We start from the raw sequence: 22,080 nt of genomic DNA on the forward strand, positions 1-22,080 counted from the left end.
TCCCTTGAGGTGATTCATTTTATGGAATTTCAACAAATAAAACCGCAAAAAATCTATGAACGTGTAGCAGAACAGTTAAAAGAAATGATTATAAATGGTGACTTAAAACCAGGAGAGCGTTTATTATCTGTTCGCGAATTGGCTGAACAGTTACAAGTAGGACGAAGTGCCGTACGTGAGGCATTAACTGCCTTAAATGCAATGGGGTTAGTGGAAATTCGCCAGGGCGAAGGGACTTTTGTAAAAAAATATACAGAATCAGATCTGGTTTCCTTCGATATCTTTACCCTCCTCCTCGATTTTGAGCAAATTCAATCTTTGTTAGAGATTCGGAAAATTTTGGAGGTATCTGCTGCAGAATTAGCTGCGGAGCGTCGAACAAATGAAGACCTATTTCATTTAGAACAAGCGTTAAAGAAGATGGAAGTGGATTTAAGCAACCTAGACGCAAATGAAGAGGCAGATTGGATGTTTCATTATGCTTTGTCTAAAGCGACTAAAAATAATATGCTTGTTTATATTATTGAAAATATCTCAGATGCCATTAAAAAGAGCTTGAGAACAAGTCGAAAGGTTCTTTTTTCGATGCCAAAAACTCCTGAGCGTTTACTCACGGAACACCAAAATATTTATCAAGCGGTTGAACAAAAGGATGCTGAATTAGCAGCTTCACTGATGTTTCAGCATTTAAAACAAGTAGAAAATACGTTAACTAAAGTTTCAAAAGAAAAAGGACAAAAATGAAACCTTTTGCTTCTCATCGTCGTATATATCTTATACCCCCAAAAGTGACAGTTTCCTTCGAAACGTATTCCGATTACTTTTGGAGTCTCTATGAATAGGGTATAATAAAATTATGATCTTATCATGTTGGAGGGATGTTTTTCGATGTTCTTCTTTAGTGGTTATCCATTGCTTGATCTCTCAATTTTGGCTGCTTTTGGTTTATCCATTTGGGCCCAATTTAAAGTACAAGGGAACTATAGCAAATGGTCAAAAGTTGCTGCTTCTTCGGGAATCACTGGTGCTCAAGCAGCACGTCATTTGTTAGATCGAAATGGGCTATATGATGTTCCAGTAGAACCTGTTAGAGGTACTCTGTCAGACCATTATGATCCAATTCACCGTGTCGTTCGTTTATCTGAAAATGTTTATTACGGAAATTCCATTGCTTCGATTTCTGTTGCATCTCATGAAGTAGGACATGCGATCCAACATAAAGAACAATATAGCATGTTAGTCTTACGCCATCGTATATTCCCTATTCTCAACTTTACTTCTGGTTTAGCTCCATTATTACTGATTGGCGGTTTTCTATTCCGCTGGGCTGAACTAATTGGTTTAGGGATTGTCTTTTTCGCAACCGTAGTTGCATTTCAATTGATTACATTACCAGTAGAATTTAATGCTTCCAGCCGGGCAAAAGATTTGATGGTTGCTGAAGGGTTTATTCGCAACACAGAGGAACACGGTGTGAATAAAGTATTAGGGGCAGCAGCACTTACCTATGTTGCAGCCGCATTGATGGCCGCTTTGGAATTATTACGTTATGTATTCATTTTTATTGGGATGAGAGATGACGATTAAAAATGAAAGAACTGTCTCAGAATGTGAGACAGTTCTTTTTGTGCTTTTTACTTCATACCAATGATTTGATTTTCTGTTGTTGATGCTTTTCTTTTTTTGCCCCAGTCTTTTACAATAGGGAAAACGATTGAGATAATGGTTAAAACAATTAAGACTAATGATACCGTTGATTGGTAAAAAATATGAAAATCTCCGTTAGAAATCGTTAATGCTTGTCTAAAAGATTGTTCCATACTATTACCAACGATGACTGCTAAAATAAGGGGTGCTGTTGGTATATCTGCCTTATTCATTAAATAACCTATCAAACCAAAAATAACCAATAAATAAAAGTCTACAATACTATTGCTTATAGCATACGTTCCTACAAAAGCGAGACCTAAAACTATAGGATATAAAATCTTTGGTGGAATCGCAAGTACACGAACGAGTAATCCAGCTAATGGAATATTCACGATTGCCAAGATGACATTTCCAATAAACATACTAGCTATAAGTCCCCAAGCGATGTCAGGATGTTGCTGAAATAATAATGGACCAGGTTGAAGGCCAAGCATGAGCAAGGCTCCCATCATGACAGCCGTCGTACCTGAACCTGGAATTCCCAGTGTTAACATGGGGATAAGCGCACCAACAGATGCTGCATTATTTGCCGCCTCCGGTGCTGCAAGACCTTCTATCGCACCTTTCCCGAATTGCTCTGGATGTTTAGAAAGCTGTTTTTCATTATTATAAGCCATCAGTGATGCCATCGTTCCACCAGCACCAGGTAAAGCACCGATAAAAAAGCCAATTGGAGTACTTCTTAAGATCGGCCATTTACTACGTTTCCAATCCTCCTTTGTAATCCAAATCTTCTTAAATTTGGTCTGCATTTTTTTCTTGCCTTCTTTTATGCTTTGGAAAGTTTTAAAAACTTCTCCCAATGCATACATGGCGATAATCACGACAAGAAAATCAATTCCTGTTTGCAGTTCTAGAACGCCAAAGGTAAAACGCTGTTGTCCTGATTGTGCATCAATACCTACTGTAGAAATCATTAAACCTAAGATCATGGAAATAAAGCCCTTGATTAAATTCTCCTTGGCTAATGAAGCAGTTGCTGCTAATGCAAAAACCATTAGCATAAAATATTCTGGCGGACCAAATTTTAGGGCAAATTTTGCAACTGGACTAGCAACACCTGTCATAATGATCGTTGCTATAATTCCACCAATAAATGAGGCGATTGCTGACATGGCTAATGCTGCTTCTGCTCTTCCGTTTTGTGCCATAGGATAGCCATCAAAGGTTGAAGCAATGGCTGCCCCATCTCCAGGTGTATTGATTAAAATTGAGCTACGTGAACCGCCAAACATTGCTCCATAATAAACTCCTGCCATCGTAATTAAAGAGGCAACAGGTCCCATCGTAAAGGTTAAAGGAAGTAATACGGCTACACCTGTCGCTGGTCCAAGTCCTGGTAGCATACCAATAATCGTTCCCAAAACTCCACCTAACGTTACCCAAAAAATATTCTCTGGGGTAATCGCAACTGCAAATCCTTGTAATAGATGTGTAAGTACGTCCATTTTCGTCACCTCCTAGCCTAAAATCCAATGAAGGGCATTTTGGGTAAAATGATACCTAAAAACTTTGAGAAGACAATATAGATTCCAAGGGCAAATGAAATGGATACGATCATATTCGTTTTCCATTGTTTCACTCCATTTACGACAAATAAAATGGCTCCCAAAAAGAAAATCGTTGATAAAACATAGCCAATTCTGTCAAAAAGTAAAGCATAAATAATACTAACTACACTCGTAAAGGCAATTAACTTCGCGGTGTAGGTCATTTTCATCTTTCCTTGCTTTTGTTCACCATTGTTGGCCTTTCCCTTTGCCAATCCTTGAACTAACATCACTACCCCAAATATTGCCATCAAAACTCCTAAACCCAGTGGAAAATAAATGGGTGCCCAAGCATTTCCCACGGTGGCTTTAGGTAATTGATAAGATTGAATACTATAAACGATACCAATTAAGATTGAAACAATTCCTGTTAGCGCTGTTGTGTTCAATTTCCCTCACCTCACTCTGTTGAGAAAACCTTCTATCTGCTATAAAGAGCCATAGAGTGATCTATGGCCCATTTTTCTCTAAGACTACTTTAACATCCCAATTTCTTGAAGAATTACCTTGTAATCCTCATTGGTTTTATCTAAGAATTTTATAAAATCTTCACTATTTGCAAAGGCTAAATCCCAGCCATTGTTTTCAGCAGCCTTTTTCCATTCTGGCGTTTCTACCATTTTTGCGAGGATATCCTGCCAATACTTCACAGCGTATTCAGGCATTCCAGGAGGTCCAAAGAGTCCTCTCCAGTTTTCAAAGGTTGCATCGATTCCTTGTTCTTTTGCTGTTGGAATTTCAGCAATCACTCCTGTTCCAACACGACGATCTGCCGTTGTTGCAAGAACCTTTAATTCACCAGCTTCTGCTAAGGCTCTTACCTCACCTAGTCCAGTGGTAAGTAAATCTAAGTGTCCTCCCATCACTTGAGCTGCCCCTGAGTTATCTTGGAAACTAATGTAGTCAATATCTTTAATATTTTCTACCCCTGCAGCTTTTGCAATAATGAGGAATTGAATGTGATCCATACTTCCAGCTGAAGAGTTACCTCCGATCTTTACGCTTTTTGGATCCTTCTTGAGTGCTTCCATCACATCATTTAGTGAATTATATGGAGAATCCTTAGAAACAGCAAAGGCACCATAATCTGTAATAAGTTTAGCAATCGGTGTTGTATCTTTATAACTGAATTCTGTTGAACCATTCAAGTTGATCAATAATAATGGTGGTGAGTAGACAGAGATAATATTGTCGCTTCCTTTTTTCTCTTGTAGATAAGCTAGGGCAACACCCCCACCACCACCTGGCTTGTTGGTCACAGGCATTGCGACAGAAGTTAACTTCGTATCTTCAAGTGTTTTGGCCACCGTACGAATGGTTAGATCCCAGCCACCGCCAGCACCAGCCGGTGCAATGAATTCCATTGCTTTTGTTGGATATTTCACTTCTTCTTTTTGACCAGCATCCTTTGTCGTCGTTGTGGTGTTACTACAACCTGTAAAGACGACTAATAGAGCTAGAATAACAATCAAAATAAAAGAAAACCGCCTCAATTCTCCCAACCCCTTTTCTTAAAAATTAGAATAATTTTCTGTAAATTAAGAATAGCATGGGTAATCTGAATTGGAAACGGTTTCATCCATACTGTTTATTAATTGAATAAAGTCTATTTTGTTCATTTTGTTCACAAGAAATCATAAATGTCCATAGATTCTTTCTGGCCTTCCTACAGTTCCATATCTTAAATCGACCATAATTTCCCCTTTATTTACAAGAAATTCTAAATAACGTCTTGCAGTACTACGACCAATTCCAAGTTCTTTTCCTATTTCTTCAGCTGTAAATACACTCCCTTCTTTATTTAAAAACCTTCTTACCCTTTCTAAAGTTAAGGGGTCTATACCCTTAGGGTAATGTTCCGATTGGTGTTCTAGATGTATGGAACGCCCCATAATCGCATCGATCTCAGTTTGATCTAATTCGGTCTCTTTTGCTAACTTTTGTTTATACCAGTGATATTTATTTAAAGATTTATGTAGACGTTCAATGCGAACTGGTTTTACCAAATAATCGAAGATTCCATGCCTTAAAAAGACTTCAAGTGTTTTTACTTCTTTTGCAGCCGTAATCATAATCACATCGATTTGGGGATAAGCATCTTTTATATGCAAGAATAATTCCTCTCCCGATATATCAGGAATATACACGTCTAGAAGGACGAGATCTGGTTGGTGTTGTTGCAATAATTGCAAAGCTGTTTTCCCATTTAAAGCAATGTCAACAATCTCAAAACCTTCTACCTGGCTGACAAAAGATTTATTGATTTCAGCGATACGAAAATCATCCTCAATGATCAAAACTTTATACACCATACCTGCCTCCTTCCTTAATCATTCATCGGTTTTGTTAATTCAACTTCAAATACGACTCCTTGATGATCTGGTTGATAAAAAAAGATCTTCCCATGATATTTCTTTACTAAGGTATCAACTAATGCTAAGCCAATTCCCCTTTTTCTTGAATCCCCTTTGGTTGTAAAACCATCTTTAAAGATCTTTTCCTTGATCTCATCAGGAATTCCCGTACCCCAATCTTCGATTCTAAAGAAAATCTTTTGCTCCCTATTTTGTAATAAGACAATGATTCTTTTATTTTCTTTGTCTTGATTACGAACTGAGTCTAAGGCATTTTCTATCAGGTTTCCATAAATCGTAATTAAATCTTCTATATCAACTTCATGTAATTCTTCTTGTAAATGAGTATTGGAATCAATCACAAACTGCACCTTTTGTTCTTCTGCTCTTGTCAGCTTCCCTATAAAGAAAGCTGAGAGCTTTGGATCATAAATATGCTCCATCAAGAAGGCAATCATATCATCTTGTTGAACCGTTTCATCGGTGATAAAAGAAATCGCTTCTTGAATTTTACCTAGTTGCAACAAACCAGAAATGGTATAAAGCTTATTGGTAAATTCATGATTTTGCGCTCTTAATGTATCTAAATAAACCTTATGATCGGATAATTCTTGTAAAAGACGATCAATTTCCATCTTTCTACGAAAACTAGCCACTGCCCCGATTACTTTTCCTTTTACAATCATCGGAACACGATTGGTAATGACCCATTCATCTCCAATTAACATTTCTTCATCGTATTGCGCTTTTCCTGTATTTAATACCTCAATAATTTTCGTATTGGCAAGAACCTCTTGTATTGGCTTTCCTATGAATTTAATTTTTTGATTTTTGTGATCTAGTATCTTTTTTGCTGTTTCGTTGATCACTGTAATTTTACCTTGCTTGTCAACTGCAATAATTCCTTCTTTTACGCTTTCTAAAAGCGCCTCCCGTTCTAAAAATAATTGCGAAATTTCTTCTGGCTCTAAGCCAAAAATATCCTTTTTAATGTTCCAAGATAAAAAGAACGAACCTGCTATCCCTATCAATATTACTAATAAAATTGGGACGATCATTTTTATAACAAGGGCTTTTTCTCGATCTTTGATATCCTCCATTAAGAAACCAACAGAAACCACACCAATCACCTGTTTGGTTTCATCAAAAATAGGCGCTTTTCCTCTCAGAGATAGTCCTAGTGTTCCTACTGCACTTGAAATAATTGCCCTTCCTTCTTTTAATACAGGGTCATTGTCTCCCCCTACCATTTTCTTCCCCAAACGGTCAAGATAGGGATGGGAATAACGAATCCCCTCTTTGTTCCCAATAACAACAAATTCAGCTCCTACTTCTTTACGAATTTTTTCAGCTAAAGGTTGGATCACTTTGCTAGGATCATCCATCTTAAAGGCTTGGTGGATCGCTGGCATTATTGCCGTTGTTTTTGCTATATTTAAAGCATTTTCACCAATCTTTCTTTCAAGATTAGAGGTGATCATCATGGAAGATACAATTCCTAAGATCAGAATAACGATTAAGATAAAAGCCATGGATAAGATAATGATCTTGGTTTGCAGTCGCAAATGGATCTTTTTCATGAAAATCCCCCTTTTGTCCATCTATTAACATCATACAAAATATTCACTCTTTTTAGGAGAAAAAATAAAAATACCCACATAAGTAACGAATTGTTTAATAAGCGATTCTAATTACTTTTGTGGGAATCCACTCTTTCTTATTTATTTTTTTCTTCAAAATATTTGCCTTGCCATGTATCCCTTCTAGCTAATTCTTTATCAATCCCATTTAAAACTTCCCATTTCTTCAAAGTCCATAATGGTTCTACTAAAAGATCTGGTGGGCCATCTCCTGTTAAACGATGAACAACCATCTCAGGAGGCAAAATTTCAATCATATCTACGACCAACTTGGTGTATTCCTCACGATTCATAAAAGTTAATTTGCCTTCCCGATATAATTTCATCATCGGTGTTTTTCTCAAGAGATGAAGCATATGGATTTTTATACCTTGAACAGGCATCTGGGCTACAGCTTTTGCCGTTTCCATCATTTCTTCTTCACTTTCTCCAGGCAAATTCACAATAATATGAACCACTACATTAATATTCCGTTCTCTTAATTTTGAAACGCCATCTAAAAAAACTTCATAACTATGGGCTCTGTTTATCAATTGTTGGGTATGCTCATGAATGGTTTGTAGTCCCAATTCGACCCAGAGGTTTGTTTTATGATTCATTTTCTCTAGTAAATCAAGGACATCATCTGGCAAACAATCTGGGCGAGTAGCAATAGATAAGCCAACAACTCCTTCTTCCTCTAAGATTGCTTCATACATCTCTCTTAATTCGTTTACAGGAGCATACGTATTAGAGAAGGCCTGAAAGTAGCCAATATATTTTGCCTTTGGCCACTTTTCATGCATTTTATCTCGTACTTCTCTAAATTGCTGTTTTAATTCTATTCTTCTATCTCCAGCAAAATCGCCGGATCCACGAGCACTACAAAAAATACAACCTCCTGTAGCCACTGATCCATCACGGTTTGGGCAAGTAAATCCACCATCTAACATCACTTTAAATACTTTTTCTCCAAATTTCTGGCGATAATCATAATTTAATGTATGATAACGTTTGTTCCCCCATAAGCGAGGAAGTTGCTCTTGAACACTTGTTGTTGATTTGATCATTACGTAATCTTCCATTCTTGTTTTCAAAATGATATCTACTATTTTAACATACTTCCTATAATAATTTCTGTGCTAACTCAAACAAATCATTTACCACAATTTGCGGCTGAAATGAAGAAAGGTTAAGATCATCTGCTTTGGTTATCCCTGTCAGTACTAATGCAGTTGGTAATCCGGCTTTGATCCCTGCTTGGATATCTGTGTGCTGATTATCACCGACCACCCAGATATTTTCTCTAGATAAAGAAGGAGCTTGATTCATTAGCTTAGTAATGGCGTATTCCATGATGATTGGTGAGGGTTTACCAATCACCACCGGTTCTTTTTTGCTCGCGGCCTGAATCGCTGCTGCAATTGAACCCGCACCTGGTTGAGGCCTTTTGTCAGAAGGAAGAAGATGATCAGGATTTGTTATAATAAACCTTGCCCCTTGGTGGATCAATTGAACAGCTTTCGTTAATTTTTGATAATTGAACGCTCGATCGATTCCTTGAATAACCGCATCAATCTGTTCCCTTTTTCCATTCATTCCCTCACTAATTTGGATTCCTACCTCTTCTAGTGCTGCTTCTAATCCAGATTCACCAATCATATATACATTTTTACCTAGTTTGTAGTCGATGATATATTGTGCTGTGGCTTGAGCCGATGTATAAATCTCATGCTCATGTGCAGGAATTCCTAATTTGTTAAGATGATCGGCCACCATCTTAGGTGTCCTTGAAGAGTTGTTGGTTACAAATAGGAATGGAATCCCTCTTTCTCTTAAATGTTGAATGAATGTTGAGGCATGAGGAATTGCTATTCCTCCATGATACATCGTTCCATCTAAATCAATTAAAAATCCTATCAATCTGATTAAAACCTCCTTGGCTTTGCAAAAAGAACCATCAACAAGATCAAGCCAATCGAAACAATCATCCCAATCGCTTGAGGGGTTAAAATACCAAACCCTTTTCCACCCGTAGTATAATTTAGTACTAAAGTAATCCCTATCCCAAGTCCACTAGCCAGAAAGGCAGATAATGTATTGGCTCCTTTTGAATAAATGCCAAATAATAATGGTGCAGTAATCGCAACAGACATTAAAGAATAGAAAATAGACAAACTAGCAATGATATTAGGTAAATATAAGGCTAACACCACACCAGCTACGCCACTAACAATAGTAATCATCCGGCTTACTTTCAGCAATTCTTGATTGGAAACCTTTTTATTGATATAGGTTGCATAAATATCCTTTGCTAATGAGGATGTAATCATAAATAAAACCGCATCAGCAGTGCTTGCCTCGGCAGCAAAAATAGCAGCTAGCGCTAACACGCTGATCCCAACTGGCAGCATTTCTTTCATTACCATAGGTAAAGCCATCTCTCGACTTGCTAGTTCAGGGAAAGCGGCAAAAGCCGTCATTCCTATGATGACTGGGATAAAAGCAAAAAATAATTGAATCAATCCATTATATGCCGTTCCTTTTTTAACTACCTGCTCATCTTTTGCACCAAAAATCTTCTGAATCAGTCCAGGCGAGATAATAAAAGAAGGTGTTAATAAAAAAATATAGCCAATAATCGCCTTGATGCCAATTCCGCTAAAGGAGAAATATTGTCGACTTTTCTCTACATCATCTAGATGTTGACTAATTAATTGTACCAATGAATCCCAACCGCCAATTGAATTGAGGGCAAAGGGCAAAGAGATGATAAAGCCAAACAAAATCATAGATAATTGAAATACATTAACAATCGCTGAGGATAAAAGACCACCGATCACAAAATAAAGGCTAACCACAATTGCCCCAATGAGTACGCCGACTGTTTTTGAAGTTCCGACAACCACCGTTAAAATCCATGAAATCCCAATCAATTGTCCAGCGAATAATGCCAGTGTGCCAATGGTCATCATGGCAGCAATCATTAAACGGAAAGAAGTATGATATCGATGTTCAAGATAATCCCCTAATGTGATAAGATTATATTGTTTTGATAGTTCCCAGATTTTAGGCCCTACTGTATAAGCTAACAGAAAGGAACCAATGGCTGAAGCACCAATCCACCACCATGCAGAGACCCCATTGATATAGCCCAAACCCGCTACTCCTACTGTTGACCCAGCCCCAATATTAGCTGAAAGCAAAGTGGTAAATAATAGCCCAGTGTTTAGTCTACGTCCTCCAACCAAGAAATCTGAGGAATCTTTAATATATCTTTTTGTAAAGATGCCAATGCCAAAAATAATAAGTAGATAAAGAATAAAACCAAAGACATAAATAGACATTACGCCATCCCTCTTATCTATAAATTACAAGCTAAAGATGAAAAGAAATAAATTCTCCAATGAATTAAAAATGATTGGTTGGATGGTATCAAAGATTGAGCCAAACACAAAATCCCCAACAGGTGTGATAAATAAAATGAGGAAAATAAACAAACTATAATGTTCATATTGAATAAGTTTTGATCTGACTTGACTTGGTGCTAAATCCTCGATCACTCGGTAACCATCAAGTGGAGGAAGTGGGATTAAATTAAATATAAATAACACCACATTTAAATTGATCAAAATTGTAAATAATGGAATTAGAACATCTATTGCCCTAGTACTTAATTGAGCAAGTATTCCAATAGCATCAAGTGCAAACCATAATCCCATCGCGATGGTAGCCACCAATAAGTTACTGATCGGGCCAGCAATGGATACTAAAACACCCGCAAGTCGTTTATTCTTAAAAAAGAAGTAATTCACAGGAACTGGTTTTGCCCAACCAAATCCAGCAATAAATATTAAAATCGTTCCAATCGGGTCTAAATGAACCGCGGGATTTAATGTCAATCGGCCTTGATTTTTAGCAGTAGGATCGCCAAATTTATACGCAACAAAGGCATGGCTAAATTCATGTACAGTAAAAGCGACAATTAGGGCAAAAATAACATAAGGTACTTGGTTGATAGGATAATATAAAAAACGTTGTAATGTTTCCATTTTCTTCACCACCTTCAACCTATTATAGCTAAAATGAATTGAGAAGTAAAAAATTTTAGTAAAGGAGTAATAGAAATGGAAAAACTTTATGAAATTTTAGCGTTTAATAAAACGTTTGTCGAAAATAAGGAATTTGAGAGATATCAGACAAGCAAGTTTCCCAACAAAAAAATAGTGGTCTTAACCTGTATGGATACCCGCTTGGTGGAACTACTTCCCCAAGCCATGAACATAAAAAATGGAGATATTAAAATGATAAAAAATGCAGGAGCGATTGTTTCTCATCCATTTGGAAGTGCGATGAAAAGTATTCTTGTTGCGCTATATGAGCTTCAGGCAGAGGAGGTAATGGTGATCGGCCATTATGACTGTGGTATGAGCCAAATTGATAGTAAGCAAATGATTAAACATATGAAGGAAAGAAGTATATCTGAAGAAGTGATCAATACACTGGAACATTCAGGTATTCCTCTTGTTGAATGGTTATCTGGATTTGAAAGTGTGGAGGAGAATGTAAAACATAGTGTTCAAGTCATTAAAAACCATCCCTTATTACCAAAGGGGACTCCTGTTCATGGACTAATTATCGATCCACATACAGGCAGATTAGATTTGATTGTAGATGGGTATAAATAAGGGGATTAGGCTACACCTAGTCCCCTTTTTTTCTTAAGTTAATTCCCTAATAGTTTCCGATGATTTTTAAATTAATGATATTCTCTTGTAATTCCTCAATTGCTCGTTGTATTTGTTTATCTAATAAATTCCCTTCAACATCCACATAAAAATGATATTTCCATGGTTGGTTAGGAATTGGCCTTGATTCTAATTTAACAAGGTTAATACCGTGTTTTGTAAAAATTCCTAAACTATCATACAGTGATCCAACATTATGTCGTAAAGAATAGATCAAACTTATTTTTTTACTTTCTTCACTCAATTCCACTTTTCTCCCTACGATGATAAAACGAGTCCAATTTTCTTGATTGGTTTGAATATTGTTCTTTAATACCTTTAAGCCATATAATTCGGCTGCTTCCTTACTTGCAATCGCCGCTTTACTTGTCTCGTTCAATTCTTTAATGAGTTTCGCACTTGCTGCTGTATTATCATAAGTGATCAATTTCCAATCAGGATGCTGATCTAAAAAGGATTTACATTGACGGAATCCCTGGATATGGGAATATACCTCAACAATTGATTCTTCAGTCGCCCCTTCAACACTAAGAAGATGATGTTCAATCGGTAAGATTTCTTCACCTACAATATATAAATCGTATTTTAGCAGAAGGTCATAAACTTCATGAATACCCCCTGTTGATGAATTTTCAATCGGTAATACCCCATAGTCGGCATTCCCCTCTACTAATGCCTTAAACACATCCTCAAATTTTTCAAAATGAAGAACGGTTTCTTTATTACCAAAATATTTTTTTAAGGCTTGATGGCCAAATGCACCTGGTTCACCCTGAAAAGCGATTGTTTTTTTGCTTAATGGTTCCCCAATTGGAAGTAAAATCGATTCTCCTATCAAAAGCAGATCTGACAGATTCCACTTTTTAGCCTGAATCTGTCTACTTAATTTCATGATAATTCGATATAATTCCTGAATTTCTTGAGTTAGTTCTTTATCTTGTAGATGTCGAACCACTTTATCCAAAACGAGTTGTTCTCGATCTTGTTGCAGGATAGGAAGCCCAAGCTCTTGTTTGATTTCTAAGGCTTCTAATGCTTTTTTTATTCTTTTTTCAAAGTATTCAACGATTTGTTGATCATATTGATCAATTTCAGCTCTTATTTGGTCTAACCGTTCCATGTTTCGTACCTCTTTTTCAAAGAAATTAGATTTTACGACCCATTACATCTGCCATTTTCTTCAGATCATTGATTAAGTCATCAAACATCGGTAAAGTTAGTTGCTGGGCTGCATCGCTTAAAGCAATTTCTGGTTGTTGATGGACCTCAACAATAATTCCATCGGCTCCTACAGCCATTGCTGCTCTTGCAAGTGGAATCACCCAATCCCTTTTTCCTGCAGCATGACTTGGATCAACAATCACTGGCAAATGACTTAATTTTTTTACAACCGGGATAGAACTTAAGTCTAACGTATTTCTTGTATATTTCTCAAAGGTACGAATACCTCTTTCACATAAAATGACGTTCTCGTTTCCTTCAGACAAAATATATTCAGCCGCTAATAACCACTCTTCAATCGTAGCAGAAGCACCTCTTTTTAACAAAACAGGCTTATTGGTTTTACCGATTTCTTTTAATAGTTGGAAGTTCTGCATATTCCTTGCACCAACCTGTAAGACGTCAGAATACTCACTCACAACCCCAACTAAATCAGGAGAGATAACCTCTGTTACAATGGGTAAAGAAGTATGCTCTTTAGCCATTTTTAATAATTGTAGTCCTTCTTCCTGTAACCCCTGAAAACCATATGGCGAGGTTCTCGGTTTATATGCCCCACCTCGAAGCATATGGGCACCTGATTCCTTAACACCTTGAGCCACAGTCATAATCTGCTCTTCACTTTCAACAGAACATGGGCCGGCAATGATTGTAAAAGAGTCGCCACCTACTTGTTGGTGCTCAATCTTTACTATTGAGTTCTCAGGATGGAATAAACGATTGGCCAATTTGAAAGGTTGTTGTACTCTAATTACTTTTTCAACAATATCAATGGATTCTAACTTACTGGTATCTAATCTTTGTGTATCACCAATTAACCCCAGTATTGTTAAATCCTGTCCACGACTCACATGAACTAATACACCCATTTTCTCAATCTTTTCACTTACCTTACTTACCTGCTCTTCATTTACTCCGCTTTTTAATACAACGATCATAATAACGCCTCCTTTTTATTTTTTGGTAAAAAAATAGAGGCTCTAATGAGCCTCTTATGAATAAATTAAAGATTAAGCTTTTATTCAATACTCATTAAAAAAGGTAGTTTTCGTTTTTTATAACCCAAAAAACCAGCGCTAAAATAAAAGCCCCAGCTAAAAAAGTAGTTATAAAATCGATTCCCTTTTTTAATATTCGTAAGCATGGTTTAACTCCAACGCCTTTCTTGAACAGTTGTGAAAATTTAAACTAATTTTAACCCTTTAAAGTGTGTGTGTCAACCCTTATTTAAAAACAAGATATTCATGTTTTTGTAAAACTTGATAAGCAGAGACTTGATCTAAACGATTTTCAAGAATAATTTTTAGGCAACCATTTTCAAATTCCCGATTATGAATGATTCCGATATTTTTAATATTGATCTGATGTTCGTAAAGTAAGGTTGAGATCTTGGCAATCATGCCAGGCCGATCTTCGATATCTACAATTAAAGCATATTGCTTGGGGATATCTGTGTTTACCGTATCTACGATTTGGTCTCTCATCTCTTTTGCCTTTGAAAAATAGGTAAACAGATAATCGTTGTTCTCTTCACGTAATCGTTGTTTATATTCATCAATGGTTGTAAGAAGCTGTTTTAATACTAGATCGATTTTTTCTTTATTACTCAAACTAATATGTTGCCATAAATGAGGACTTGATGAAGCAATACGTGTAATATCTTTAAATCCTCCAGCTGCTAATTTGATTAACACCTCTTTATGATCAAACTCTTTTATCATATGCACCAATGCAGAAGCTATAATATGCGGAACATGACTAATAACAGCTGTAAATAAGTCATGCTGTTCTGCATCCATGGTAATTGGCATCGCCCCAATCGCATCGATCATTTCATATAAAAGGGTGATTTTTTCTTCTTTGGATTGCTCTAATGGTGTGAGAATAAAATAGGCATTTTCAAACAAATGGCCTTTTGAATGGATATAACCGGATTTTTCCGAGCCAACCATTGGATGCCCACCTATAAAATCATAGTTTACCTTTGCTGCTAGCTGCATAACTTGCCCTTTGGTACTACCAATATCGATGACAGTAGCCGTATCCTTTACTTTGCCATCAATTCTTTCCATCCATTGTAAGGTGATTTCAATCGGTGTACAAAAGATAATCAGATCAAAAACTTCCCAAGATAAGGTTTCTAAATGATTTAATCCATATTGGATTGTTCGTTCGGCCATAGCAGTTTCTATAGTTGTTTGATCTTGGTCCACTCCCGTAATGGTTACATCCCACTTACTTTGTAATGCCTTTGCTAAAGATCCCCCCATAAGACCTAGACCAATGATTGCAATTTGTTTTCCCAATCTCCTTCTCCCTTTCTCATTTAGTAACATAGTTATATTATAATTTACAGCTTTTATGTTTAAAAGCATTAAATTGCTATTTTTCTTTTTAAATTTTTGATTTTGCTTATTTTTCTGATTATTGCTAAATGTATGTAATATCTTTTTTGAATATTTGTCACACCTTTTTCTTTGTTTTTGATTTATAATGTCAATTGAGGATGTGAAATGATTAACAAATAAATATATCCTTTTAAAGCGTGGATAGGAGAAAATATGATCATCGGGGGAATTCATTATGAGTATTTTTGAGATTGTCATGTTACTTTGTTTTGGTGCAGCATGGCCATTTTCTATTTACAAATCCTATGAATCTAGATCTATAGAAGGTAAAAGCTTTTTATTCTTAACTATTTTACTAATAGGTTATATTGCTGGGATTTTAAATAAACTTTTCAATAGCTATGATGGGGTTATCTATTTATATATCATCAACTTTGCCATGGTTGCAACAGATATGGCATTATATATCCGTAATCGCCGTTTTCAAAACCAACATGTGCAAAAACGCCAATTACGTTCTTCACACTCGCATTAAAGTGTATCGTATTTTGCATACGCTCCGTCATTCATGTCTTTTCGTGAAATAAAACAATAATAATTTAAAACACCTCGATTGAGGTGTTTTTGTTTTACATAAACCATTCATTTAAAAAGAACATGACTAATAAGCCATTGACAAAAGCAATCGTTGCTGATACTTCATAACCATGGCCATGGCTTTCTGGAATCAGCTCCTTGTATACGATATAAATCATAGACCCAGCTGCAAAAGCTAACCCATATGGGACAATAAAATCCACAATACTTATGGCAAAATACCCAGCAATTGCAGCTACCACCTCAATCATTCCTGTAAAGAGGGCAATGAGAAAGGAACTTCCTTTGCTTATTTTTTGTTGGACTAGGAAAAGCCCAACCAATAGCCCTTCTGGCGCATTCTGCAAACCGATGGCTATAGCTATAAGTGGCCCCAGTTGACTATGTTCTGAGGCATAGGATACCCCAACAGACAAACCCTCTGGAATATTATGTAGAGTAATGGCCACAACAATTAACCATGTTTTATGATCAATTCCTTTTAAATTTTGGTTAAAGTTCTCGATTTCAATGTGCGGTATGACTCTTTCCATTAAAAGCAAAATGTTGGTTCCTAAAAACACTCCTATAAAAACTGGAAGAATTCCTCCCTCTTTTGCCTGAGGGATTAAACTAAATGTACTTGCAGACACCATGACCCCTGCTGTAAAAGCTAAAAGGGTATCTCTCATTCTATGATTTAATTCTTTTAAAAAAAACAGGGGTAAAGCCCCAATGCCGGTGGAAATCCCCGCTAATAGACTACCGATTAACATGCTTATCATACTTTACACCACTCTTTCAAGCAAAGCACTCCTAATATAGTTTAATTTAATATCTTCTTATATTTTACGTGAGAAAAAGAAAAGAAAAAAGTTTTATTCTAAAATGCTAATCTCCAAATGTAGAGTCCCTGTCCATGCACTTGTTAAAAGAAACCAGAAATAATGGTTATCGAAAAAGGCACACTTACGTAATGTAAATGTACCTTTTTCCTGTTTAAGCTTGGAATGTATTGTTTTTATTTTGATCGACCTGTTTCATTTTCCTCATTTTTCTCTCACCACAGGTAATCATTTGATCGTACTTCACTTTATCAAACCATAATTTGTGATGATGTTCTGCATATTCTGCCTCCATCCATCCTGTTGTCATCGCATTGAAAGATGCTCTTTCTCTGGCATGGAAAACGGTTAAATGCAAATGGATCCCGAAGAAAATCGTGATGATTAACGCAGAAACATCATGTATGACTAGCATCCATACACCCAAAGAACCATTAAACCAATCAAACCATAATGCAAAACCTGACATGGCTAGTAGCAAACCAAAGACAATGACAACTAGAAAATACAATTTTTGTCCTGTATTATACTTATCCTGTGGCGGCATCCCTTCACCACCGATAAAATAGTGTTTAGGAGCGGCCTTTAACCAACCAAAGTCATATTTTCCCCATTTAAAAGCAACTAAAAACCCCCAACGTTTACTAGAAAAAAGAAAATAAATCAGTGGTGCACCAATGAAGAGAATCGCCCCAATGCGATGTCCTTGGCGAAAAGCCATACCTGCTTCTGTTGTGAGCAGTGAAGCTGGTCCTTTAAAGAAAATCATAAACCCCGTTACAAGTAAAAGTACAAAACCAAGGGCAACCATCCAATGCATTATTTGATCGGGAACACAATATCTTTTTACATATTTCGTTCGTTTATAGGCTTTACTCATGTTTCTTCTCCTCCTTCAAAAAATCTTCAGGCTCATCTTTTCCATTAAAGTTAAAGGCGGTGGAAGAAACAATAAAGTTGGCTAGGAATCCAATTCCCGCGACACCCATTAATACCTCGGTAACAGGTTTAATGACCCCGGACCGGAATTCGACTAGTTCATTCGTTTTTGGATTGGTTGGTAAACCATACTCCTCCGGTTTCTCAGTTAAAACGTAAATATAGTGGGTTCCACCCATTAATTTGTCACCGTAAACATTCGCATTTGGAAAACGATTTTTAATTTGTTTAACTCGTTTATAGGCTTGTTTTATTGCCTCATCCCATGACATGAATTCTAATGCTTTGGTCGGACAAGTTTGTACACATGCAGGTGCTTCTCCATTGGTAATCTTATCCTGACAAAAATTACATTTATTCATCTTATCCTTACCTGTAAAAGCATCATGCTGGTATCTTGGGATATCAAATGGACAAGCCTTCTCACAGTAGCCACAACCAATACAGCTTTCCTGATCAAAAGCAACAAAACCTTCCTTATGCTGATATAGCGCCCCTGTTGAACAGATCGCAACACAAGGAGCATCAGAACAATGCATACATTGATCTTTGCGAATTAACCACTCAAAAGTATTGGTCTTCGGATCATATTTTTCATCAAATCGCATCAAGGTTAAGGTATTAAACGAGCGATCAGCAGGGTTTTGGTAAGTACCTGGAACCTTATCAAACTCCGTAGCTGGAAGATTATGCCATTCTTTACAAGCCAATTGACATGCTTTACAACCTGTACAAAGTGAGGTGTCCACTAATATCGCTTTATCTGTTTTTTGTGCCATAATTACTTATCCCCCTTCGTCACATTGCATAAGCATGCCTTATATTCTGGTGTACCTGTATTTGGATCGGTTACCGAGTTGGTCACAAGATTAATTGAATCTCCGCTTACAAGACCTTTGAATCCCCAGCCCCAAGGAACACCAACGACTTCCACTTGTTTCCCATTAATTGTTAAGGTTTGGATACGATCAGTCACCATTGCCGGAATGGTTACTTTTCCACGTGCTGTGGAAATCGTGACTTTATCTCCAGACTGAACACCGATTTTCTTTGCAAGATTTTTACTCATCTCGACAAAGTTGGAAGGCATTAATTCGTTCAATTGCGGTGTATTCCTAGTAACCCCACCTGATAAAAATTGCTCTGTCAACATATAAGTTGTTAAAACATAAGGATAGTCTTTTGCTTCACCCAGTTTTTGAATTTCGGGAACTCTGAACCCACGCAAAATCGGGTTATTTTTTTGTTTTGGATAAAAAGCATTTTCTACCGGTGACTCTTTCGGCTCATAATGAGCAGGTAATGGGCCATCTGCAATTCCTGCTTCCTTAAATATTGGAGCCACTTTGAATATGTTAGGGTCATACCCTTCTTTCAATTCTACAGATACTTTCTCTTTTTGTGGTTTTGCATAAACGGTACGGAATAAAGCACCTTTTGTATCCGCAATCGGGAATACTTGTGAACCTTCAGGTGTATTTGGTTCTTTATCTTTGGCAGCAACGTCTAAAATATCTGGACCTATCCACTTGGTTCCATCCCACCATACAAGGGCACGATCTTTATCTCTAGGCTTCCCATTAATGTCAGCAGATCCACGATTATAAAGAATACGAATATTGCCTGGCCATGCAAACGTCCAATTTGGATAAAGCCCCAAGCCGCTTGGATCACTATTATCATGACGTAACGAGTGGTTTCCTTCCTCTGTAATCACGCCTGTATAAAGGCCTCCTAAGCCAGAAGAAACTGTGCCTGGTTCTGCTTTTTGGATCTGTGCTGCACTATTTAATAGTTTCCCAGTTGTTAAATCATAGCCGTTTATCTCTTTTAAGACTTTCTCAAGATCGATTTCTTCTTTGCCTTCTACATGATAATCCCATGTTAAATCAAGAATTGAGCGATCTTTTTCATCAGTGCTATTTTTATATAATTCTTTTAACTTTAATAGAATCATTGAGATAATATCGGCATCTGGTTTTGCTTCTCCAGGTGGACGAACCGCCGCCGGTTTCCCTTGAATCCACCTTGCAGAGTTGGTCATTGTACCTGCTTTCTCAAAAGACATCGCTGCAGGTAAAAGAACAACCTCTGTTTTGATCTCTTTTGGATTAGCACCAGGATGTTGCCAGAATGCTGCCGTTTCCGTTTCAAATACTTCAGAAACGACCAACATTTCTAATTTCGATAAGCCTTTCCAGACTAACTCTAAGTTCGGCGTACTAACCGCAGGGTTTTGTGCAAAAATAAGCCCTAATGTAAACTTCCCTTTGTTCATATTTTCAAAAATGGAAATATGACCTTGGGATGCTTCCTTTGAATCCCGTTTTGGTAAGTAATGATAACCAAACTCATTTTCTGGAGTTGCTTTATCCCCATACCAGGCTTTTAATAATGCAATCGTCTGCTTCGTTCTTGTCATGCCAAATGCCATCGCATAATCATTTAATGTCGCATGTTTATCGATTGGCACTGGCATATAACCAGGTAAAATATGTGGTAAACAAGCTATATCGGTTGATCCTTGAACGTTAGGTTCTCCGCGGTTTGCATTGATACCGCCACCAGCCATTCCCATGTTCCCAAGAAGCAATTGAAGGATCGCATACATGCGAATTCCTTGTACTCCTGTTGTTTTTTGGGTCATTCCTAAAGCATAAAGAATGGTTCCTGGTCGATTTTCTACAAGAGTATCGGCAATTAATTTAATTTTTTCCGCTGGAATTCCCGTAACCTGGGAAGCCTTTTCAAATGTATAGTCTTTAAAATGTTCTTTTAATTTCATCAAGACGGTATCGGGATCATCAAAAGAATCTGCTACAAAAGGTTTCCCATCTGATCCTAACTGATAGGTCCAAGTATCTTTGTTATATGTTTTCTTTGCTTCGTCAAAACCAGAGAATAAACCTTCATGAAAAGAGAAATCTGGATTTACTTTGTAAAGTGCTGTGGTGTAATATTTGACATACTCTTCATCGTATAATTTATTCTCAATAATATATTTCACAATCGCACCTAGATAAGCGATATCTGTCCCTGGTCGAATTTGAGCATAAATATCTGCTACTTTTGCTGTCCGATTAAAGCGTGGATCGACGACAATAATCTTGGCACCATTTTTTTGCGCTTTTAATACCCAGCGCATTGCCATTGGATGGTTTTCTGCGGTATTATTTCCTCCAATTAGAAGCACTTTTGCATTTTTCATGTCAGTAAAGCTGTTAGTCATCGCACCACGACCAAATGAAGGGGCTAAACTAGCCACCGTTGGCGCATGTCATATCTCGGCTTGATGTGTGTAATATTGAACACCAAGGGCACGGTTAAACTTTGTGTAGAGATAAGCTTCTTCATTATCGATTTCCGCGCTTCCTAAACTAAACATTCCATTCATACGATTCACTTTCACGACTTTACCATCTTTGGTAGTAATCGTTTTTTCAAAGGTGTTATCACGAACCTCTTTAATCTTATTGGCAATTTTGCGAATCGCATCTTCCCAAGAGATGGGTTCCCATTTGTCACTTCCTGGCTTACGCACTAATGGATAAGTAAGACGCAATTTTGAATTGTGCATTTCTTTTAAGGATCGACCTTTTGGGCATAATGCACCTTCATTAATCGGATGATTTTTTAATCCTTCTGTAGATACGATTTCATTTCCCTTTGTTTTAATCTCAATCCCACATCCTACGGAACAGAAGTGGCAGATACCATATGATGTAGCCGCACCTGCTGTCATTAATGGATATGTTTTATCATTTCCATTGTCTTTAGCAAAGGCTTGTTTTTCTGCTAGGTAGGAAGCTGCTACAGATGCTGCAGTAAATTTAAAAAACTGGCGTCTTGTCAGCTTTGGCATTTCTATCCCCTCTTCCTGAAAATTGATTTTTCTCTTTTGCTCTAATTTAATTTCAAAATATTAAAAATATTGGTAAATGTGAAATTATTCACAAATAGTGTTATTGTTTTTACTTATTGGTCGGTTGATCATCAATGATCTCTTTTGTTGCACTCTTAAATTCCTTTAATGTTCGGTCAACAGCCTTTCGTCCCCCTCTCTTTTTATGCTCTATCATAATTTCGTCACAAAAAAATTGTAACAAAATTGTCACATTGTTATACAAAATCTATTTTAATATGAATTATAAAAAAAGAGAATGATTAATT

The 22,080-nt window shown here is 36.9% G+C and carries 22 protein-coding genes; 4 read left to right on the forward strand and 18 right to left on the reverse strand.

Features of this window, described 5'->3' with window-relative positions:
* The first annotated feature begins 21 nt into the window (after nt 1-21).
* Nucleotides 22-744, forward strand: coding sequence for a FadR/GntR family transcriptional regulator (locus tag TEPIDINF_RS11280; RefSeq protein WP_069798293.1), 723 nt, complete (start codon nt 22-24; stop codon nt 742-744).
* A gap of 144 nt (nt 745-888) precedes the next feature.
* Nucleotides 889-1,587: a zinc metallopeptidase gene (locus tag TEPIDINF_RS11285; protein WP_069798291.1), complete on the forward strand. Its 699-nt coding sequence runs from the start codon at nt 889-891 to the stop codon at nt 1,585-1,587.
* Between the two features lie 47 nt (nt 1,588-1,634).
* On the opposite strand, the gene TEPIDINF_RS11290 is transcribed toward TEPIDINF_RS11285, so the two are convergent.
* The 9 genes from TEPIDINF_RS11290 to TEPIDINF_RS11330 all read right to left on the reverse strand — a co-directional run bounded on the left by TEPIDINF_RS11290 (nt 1,635) and on the right by TEPIDINF_RS11330 (nt 11,285).
* Entirely contained in the window at nt 1,635-3,158 is a 1,524-nt protein-coding gene (locus TEPIDINF_RS11290; RefSeq protein ID WP_069798289.1) for a tripartite tricarboxylate transporter permease, read from the reverse strand.
* 17 nt (nt 3,159-3,175) lie between these two features.
* The gene (locus TEPIDINF_RS11295; RefSeq protein WP_069798287.1) at nt 3,176-3,649 is read right to left on the reverse strand and encodes a tripartite tricarboxylate transporter TctB family protein; all 474 of its coding nucleotides are present in this window, start codon (nt 3,647-3,649) and stop codon (nt 3,176-3,178) included.
* An 84-nt stretch (nt 3,650-3,733) separates the two neighbouring features.
* The gene (locus TEPIDINF_RS11300; RefSeq protein ID WP_220126439.1) at nt 3,734-4,753 is read right to left on the reverse strand and encodes a tripartite tricarboxylate transporter substrate binding protein; all 1,020 of its coding nucleotides are present in this window, start codon (nt 4,751-4,753) and stop codon (nt 3,734-3,736) included.
* A gap of 141 nt (nt 4,754-4,894) precedes the next feature.
* Nucleotides 4,895-5,572 (reverse strand): response regulator, encoded by a 678-nt coding sequence (locus tag TEPIDINF_RS11305; protein ID WP_421692013.1) that lies wholly within the window; start codon nt 5,570-5,572, stop codon nt 4,895-4,897.
* Between the two features lie 14 nt (nt 5,573-5,586).
* Nucleotides 5,587-7,194, reverse strand: coding sequence for an ATP-binding protein (locus TEPIDINF_RS11310; protein ID WP_421692014.1), 1,608 nt, complete (start codon nt 7,192-7,194; stop codon nt 5,587-5,589).
* A 137-nt stretch (nt 7,195-7,331) separates the two neighbouring features.
* The gene (gene mnmL, locus TEPIDINF_RS11315) at nt 7,332-8,303 is read right to left on the reverse strand and encodes a tRNA modification radical SAM protein MnmL/YtqA (protein ID WP_421692015.1); all 972 of its coding nucleotides are present in this window, start codon (nt 8,301-8,303) and stop codon (nt 7,332-7,334) included.
* 55 nt (nt 8,304-8,358) lie between these two features.
* Nucleotides 8,359-9,156, reverse strand: a complete 798-nt coding sequence (locus TEPIDINF_RS11320; RefSeq protein ID WP_421692016.1) for a TIGR01457 family HAD-type hydrolase — start codon at nt 9,154-9,156, stop codon at nt 8,359-8,361.
* Between the two features lie 5 nt (nt 9,157-9,161).
* Nucleotides 9,162-10,580, reverse strand: coding sequence for a sodium:solute symporter family protein (locus TEPIDINF_RS11325; protein ID WP_069798277.1), 1,419 nt, complete (start codon nt 10,578-10,580; stop codon nt 9,162-9,164).
* Between the two features lie 24 nt (nt 10,581-10,604).
* A complete protein-coding gene (locus TEPIDINF_RS11330; protein ID WP_421692017.1) occupies nt 10,605-11,285 on the reverse strand; it encodes a site-2 protease family protein in 681 nt (226 codons plus the stop codon).
* Between the two features lie 75 nt (nt 11,286-11,360).
* Between TEPIDINF_RS11330 and TEPIDINF_RS11335 the strand changes: the two genes are divergently transcribed.
* A complete protein-coding gene (locus TEPIDINF_RS11335) occupies nt 11,361-11,921 on the forward strand; it encodes a beta-class carbonic anhydrase (RefSeq protein WP_421692018.1) in 561 nt (186 codons plus the stop codon).
* Between the two features lie 46 nt (nt 11,922-11,967).
* Here the strand turns inward: TEPIDINF_RS11335 and pheA are convergent, their stop codons facing one another.
* The 3 genes from pheA to TEPIDINF_RS11350 all read right to left on the reverse strand — a co-directional run bounded on the left by pheA (nt 11,968) and on the right by TEPIDINF_RS11350 (nt 15,508).
* Nucleotides 11,968-13,101 (reverse strand): prephenate dehydratase, encoded by a 1,134-nt coding sequence (gene pheA, locus TEPIDINF_RS11340; RefSeq protein ID WP_068726736.1) that lies wholly within the window; start codon nt 13,099-13,101, stop codon nt 11,968-11,970.
* A 25-nt stretch (nt 13,102-13,126) separates the two neighbouring features.
* The gene (gene aroF / locus TEPIDINF_RS11345) at nt 13,127-14,140 is read right to left on the reverse strand and encodes a 3-deoxy-7-phosphoheptulonate synthase (RefSeq protein ID WP_421692019.1); all 1,014 of its coding nucleotides are present in this window, start codon (nt 14,138-14,140) and stop codon (nt 13,127-13,129) included.
* A 285-nt stretch (nt 14,141-14,425) separates the two neighbouring features.
* Nucleotides 14,426-15,508, reverse strand: a complete 1,083-nt coding sequence (locus TEPIDINF_RS11350) for a prephenate dehydrogenase (RefSeq protein ID WP_161937333.1) — start codon at nt 15,506-15,508, stop codon at nt 14,426-14,428.
* Between the two features lie 277 nt (nt 15,509-15,785).
* Here TEPIDINF_RS11350 and TEPIDINF_RS11355 point away from each other — a divergent pair, with 277 nt between their 5' ends.
* The gene (locus tag TEPIDINF_RS11355) at nt 15,786-16,085 is read left to right on the forward strand and encodes a hypothetical protein (RefSeq protein ID WP_421692020.1); all 300 of its coding nucleotides are present in this window, start codon (nt 15,786-15,788) and stop codon (nt 16,083-16,085) included.
* Nucleotides 16,086-16,179: 94 nt separating this feature from the next.
* Here the strand turns inward: TEPIDINF_RS11355 and TEPIDINF_RS11360 are convergent, their stop codons facing one another.
* From TEPIDINF_RS11360 to TEPIDINF_RS15250, 6 genes are all read right to left on the reverse strand, one after another.
* Complete coding sequence (locus tag TEPIDINF_RS11360; protein ID WP_421692021.1) at nt 16,180-16,911, reverse strand: ZIP family metal transporter; 732 nt, start codon at nt 16,909-16,911, stop codon at nt 16,180-16,182.
* 214 nt (nt 16,912-17,125) lie between these two features.
* Nucleotides 17,126-17,851, reverse strand: a complete 726-nt coding sequence (locus tag TEPIDINF_RS11365; protein WP_069798661.1) for a formate dehydrogenase subunit gamma — start codon at nt 17,849-17,851, stop codon at nt 17,126-17,128.
* The gene (locus TEPIDINF_RS11370; protein WP_068727683.1) at nt 17,844-18,689 is read right to left on the reverse strand and encodes a 4Fe-4S dicluster domain-containing protein; all 846 of its coding nucleotides are present in this window, start codon (nt 18,687-18,689) and stop codon (nt 17,844-17,846) included. The genes TEPIDINF_RS11365 and TEPIDINF_RS11370 overlap by 8 nt, the downstream gene beginning before the upstream one ends.
* A gap of 2 nt (nt 18,690-18,691) precedes the next feature.
* Nucleotides 18,692-21,175 carry a formate dehydrogenase-N subunit alpha gene (gene fdnG, locus TEPIDINF_RS11375; protein WP_476471651.1) on the reverse strand — a complete coding sequence of 828 codons (2,484 nt, stop codon included), beginning with the start codon at nt 21,173-21,175 and terminating at the stop codon, nt 18,692-18,694.
* Nucleotides 21,176-21,187: 12 nt separating this feature from the next.
* Entirely contained in the window at nt 21,188-21,772 is a 585-nt protein-coding gene (locus TEPIDINF_RS15245) for a molybdopterin-dependent oxidoreductase (protein WP_476471652.1), read from the reverse strand.
* A gap of 109 nt (nt 21,773-21,881) precedes the next feature.
* The gene (locus TEPIDINF_RS15250) at nt 21,882-21,989 is read right to left on the reverse strand and encodes a Sec-independent protein translocase family protein (RefSeq protein ID WP_476471653.1); all 108 of its coding nucleotides are present in this window, start codon (nt 21,987-21,989) and stop codon (nt 21,882-21,884) included.
* Between the last annotated feature and the right edge of the window lie 91 nt (nt 21,990-22,080).

The sequence above is a fragment of the Tepidibacillus infernus genome (genome assembly GCF_048898065.1).
Lineage (GTDB): Bacteria > Bacillota > Bacilli > Tepidibacillales > Tepidibacillaceae > Tepidibacillus_B > Tepidibacillus_B infernus.

Excerpts from the sequence above, each read along its gene's own strand:
- TEPIDINF_RS11280 (WP_069798293.1), top strand. The coding sequence starts at position 22 with ATGGAATTTCAACAAATAAAACCGCAAAAAATCTATGAACGTGTAGCA.
- TEPIDINF_RS11285 (WP_069798291.1), top strand. The coding sequence starts at position 889 with ATGTTCTTCTTTAGTGGTTATCCATTGCTTGATCTCTCAATTTTGGCT.
- TEPIDINF_RS11290 (WP_069798289.1), bottom strand. The coding sequence starts at position 3,158 with ATGGACGTACTTACACATCTATTACAAGGATTTGCAGTTGCGATTACC.
- TEPIDINF_RS11305 (WP_421692013.1), bottom strand. The coding sequence starts at position 5,572 with ATGGTGTATAAAGTTTTGATCATTGAGGATGATTTTCGTATCGCTGAA.
- TEPIDINF_RS11310 (WP_421692014.1), bottom strand. The coding sequence starts at position 7,194 with ATGAAAAAGATCCATTTGCGACTGCAAACCAAGATCATTATCTTATCC.
- mnmL (WP_421692015.1), bottom strand. The coding sequence starts at position 8,303 with ATGATCAAATCAACAACAAGTGTTCAAGAGCAACTTCCTCGCTTATGG.
- TEPIDINF_RS11325 (WP_069798277.1), bottom strand. The coding sequence starts at position 10,580 with ATGTCTATTTATGTCTTTGGTTTTATTCTTTATCTACTTATTATTTTT.
- TEPIDINF_RS11330 (WP_421692017.1), bottom strand. The coding sequence starts at position 11,285 with ATGGAAACATTACAACGTTTTTTATATTATCCTATCAACCAAGTACCT.
- TEPIDINF_RS11335 (WP_421692018.1), top strand. The coding sequence starts at position 11,361 with ATGGAAAAACTTTATGAAATTTTAGCGTTTAATAAAACGTTTGTCGAA.
- pheA (WP_068726736.1), bottom strand. The coding sequence starts at position 13,101 with ATGGAACGGTTAGACCAAATAAGAGCTGAAATTGATCAATATGATCAA.
- aroF (WP_421692019.1), bottom strand. The coding sequence starts at position 14,140 with ATGATCGTTGTATTAAAAAGCGGAGTAAATGAAGAGCAGGTAAGTAAG.
- TEPIDINF_RS11355 (WP_421692020.1), top strand. The coding sequence starts at position 15,786 with ATGAGTATTTTTGAGATTGTCATGTTACTTTGTTTTGGTGCAGCATGG.
- TEPIDINF_RS11360 (WP_421692021.1), bottom strand. The coding sequence starts at position 16,911 with ATGATAAGCATGTTAATCGGTAGTCTATTAGCGGGGATTTCCACCGGC.
- TEPIDINF_RS11365 (WP_069798661.1), bottom strand. The coding sequence starts at position 17,851 with ATGAGTAAAGCCTATAAACGAACGAAATATGTAAAAAGATATTGTGTT.
- TEPIDINF_RS11370 (WP_068727683.1), bottom strand. The coding sequence starts at position 18,689 with ATGGCACAAAAAACAGATAAAGCGATATTAGTGGACACCTCACTTTGT.
- TEPIDINF_RS15245 (WP_476471652.1), bottom strand. The coding sequence starts at position 21,772 with ATGCCAAAGCTGACAAGACGCCAGTTTTTTAAATTTACTGCAGCATCT.
- TEPIDINF_RS15250 (WP_476471653.1), bottom strand. The coding sequence starts at position 21,989 with ATGATAGAGCATAAAAAGAGAGGGGGACGAAAGGCTGTTGACCGAACA.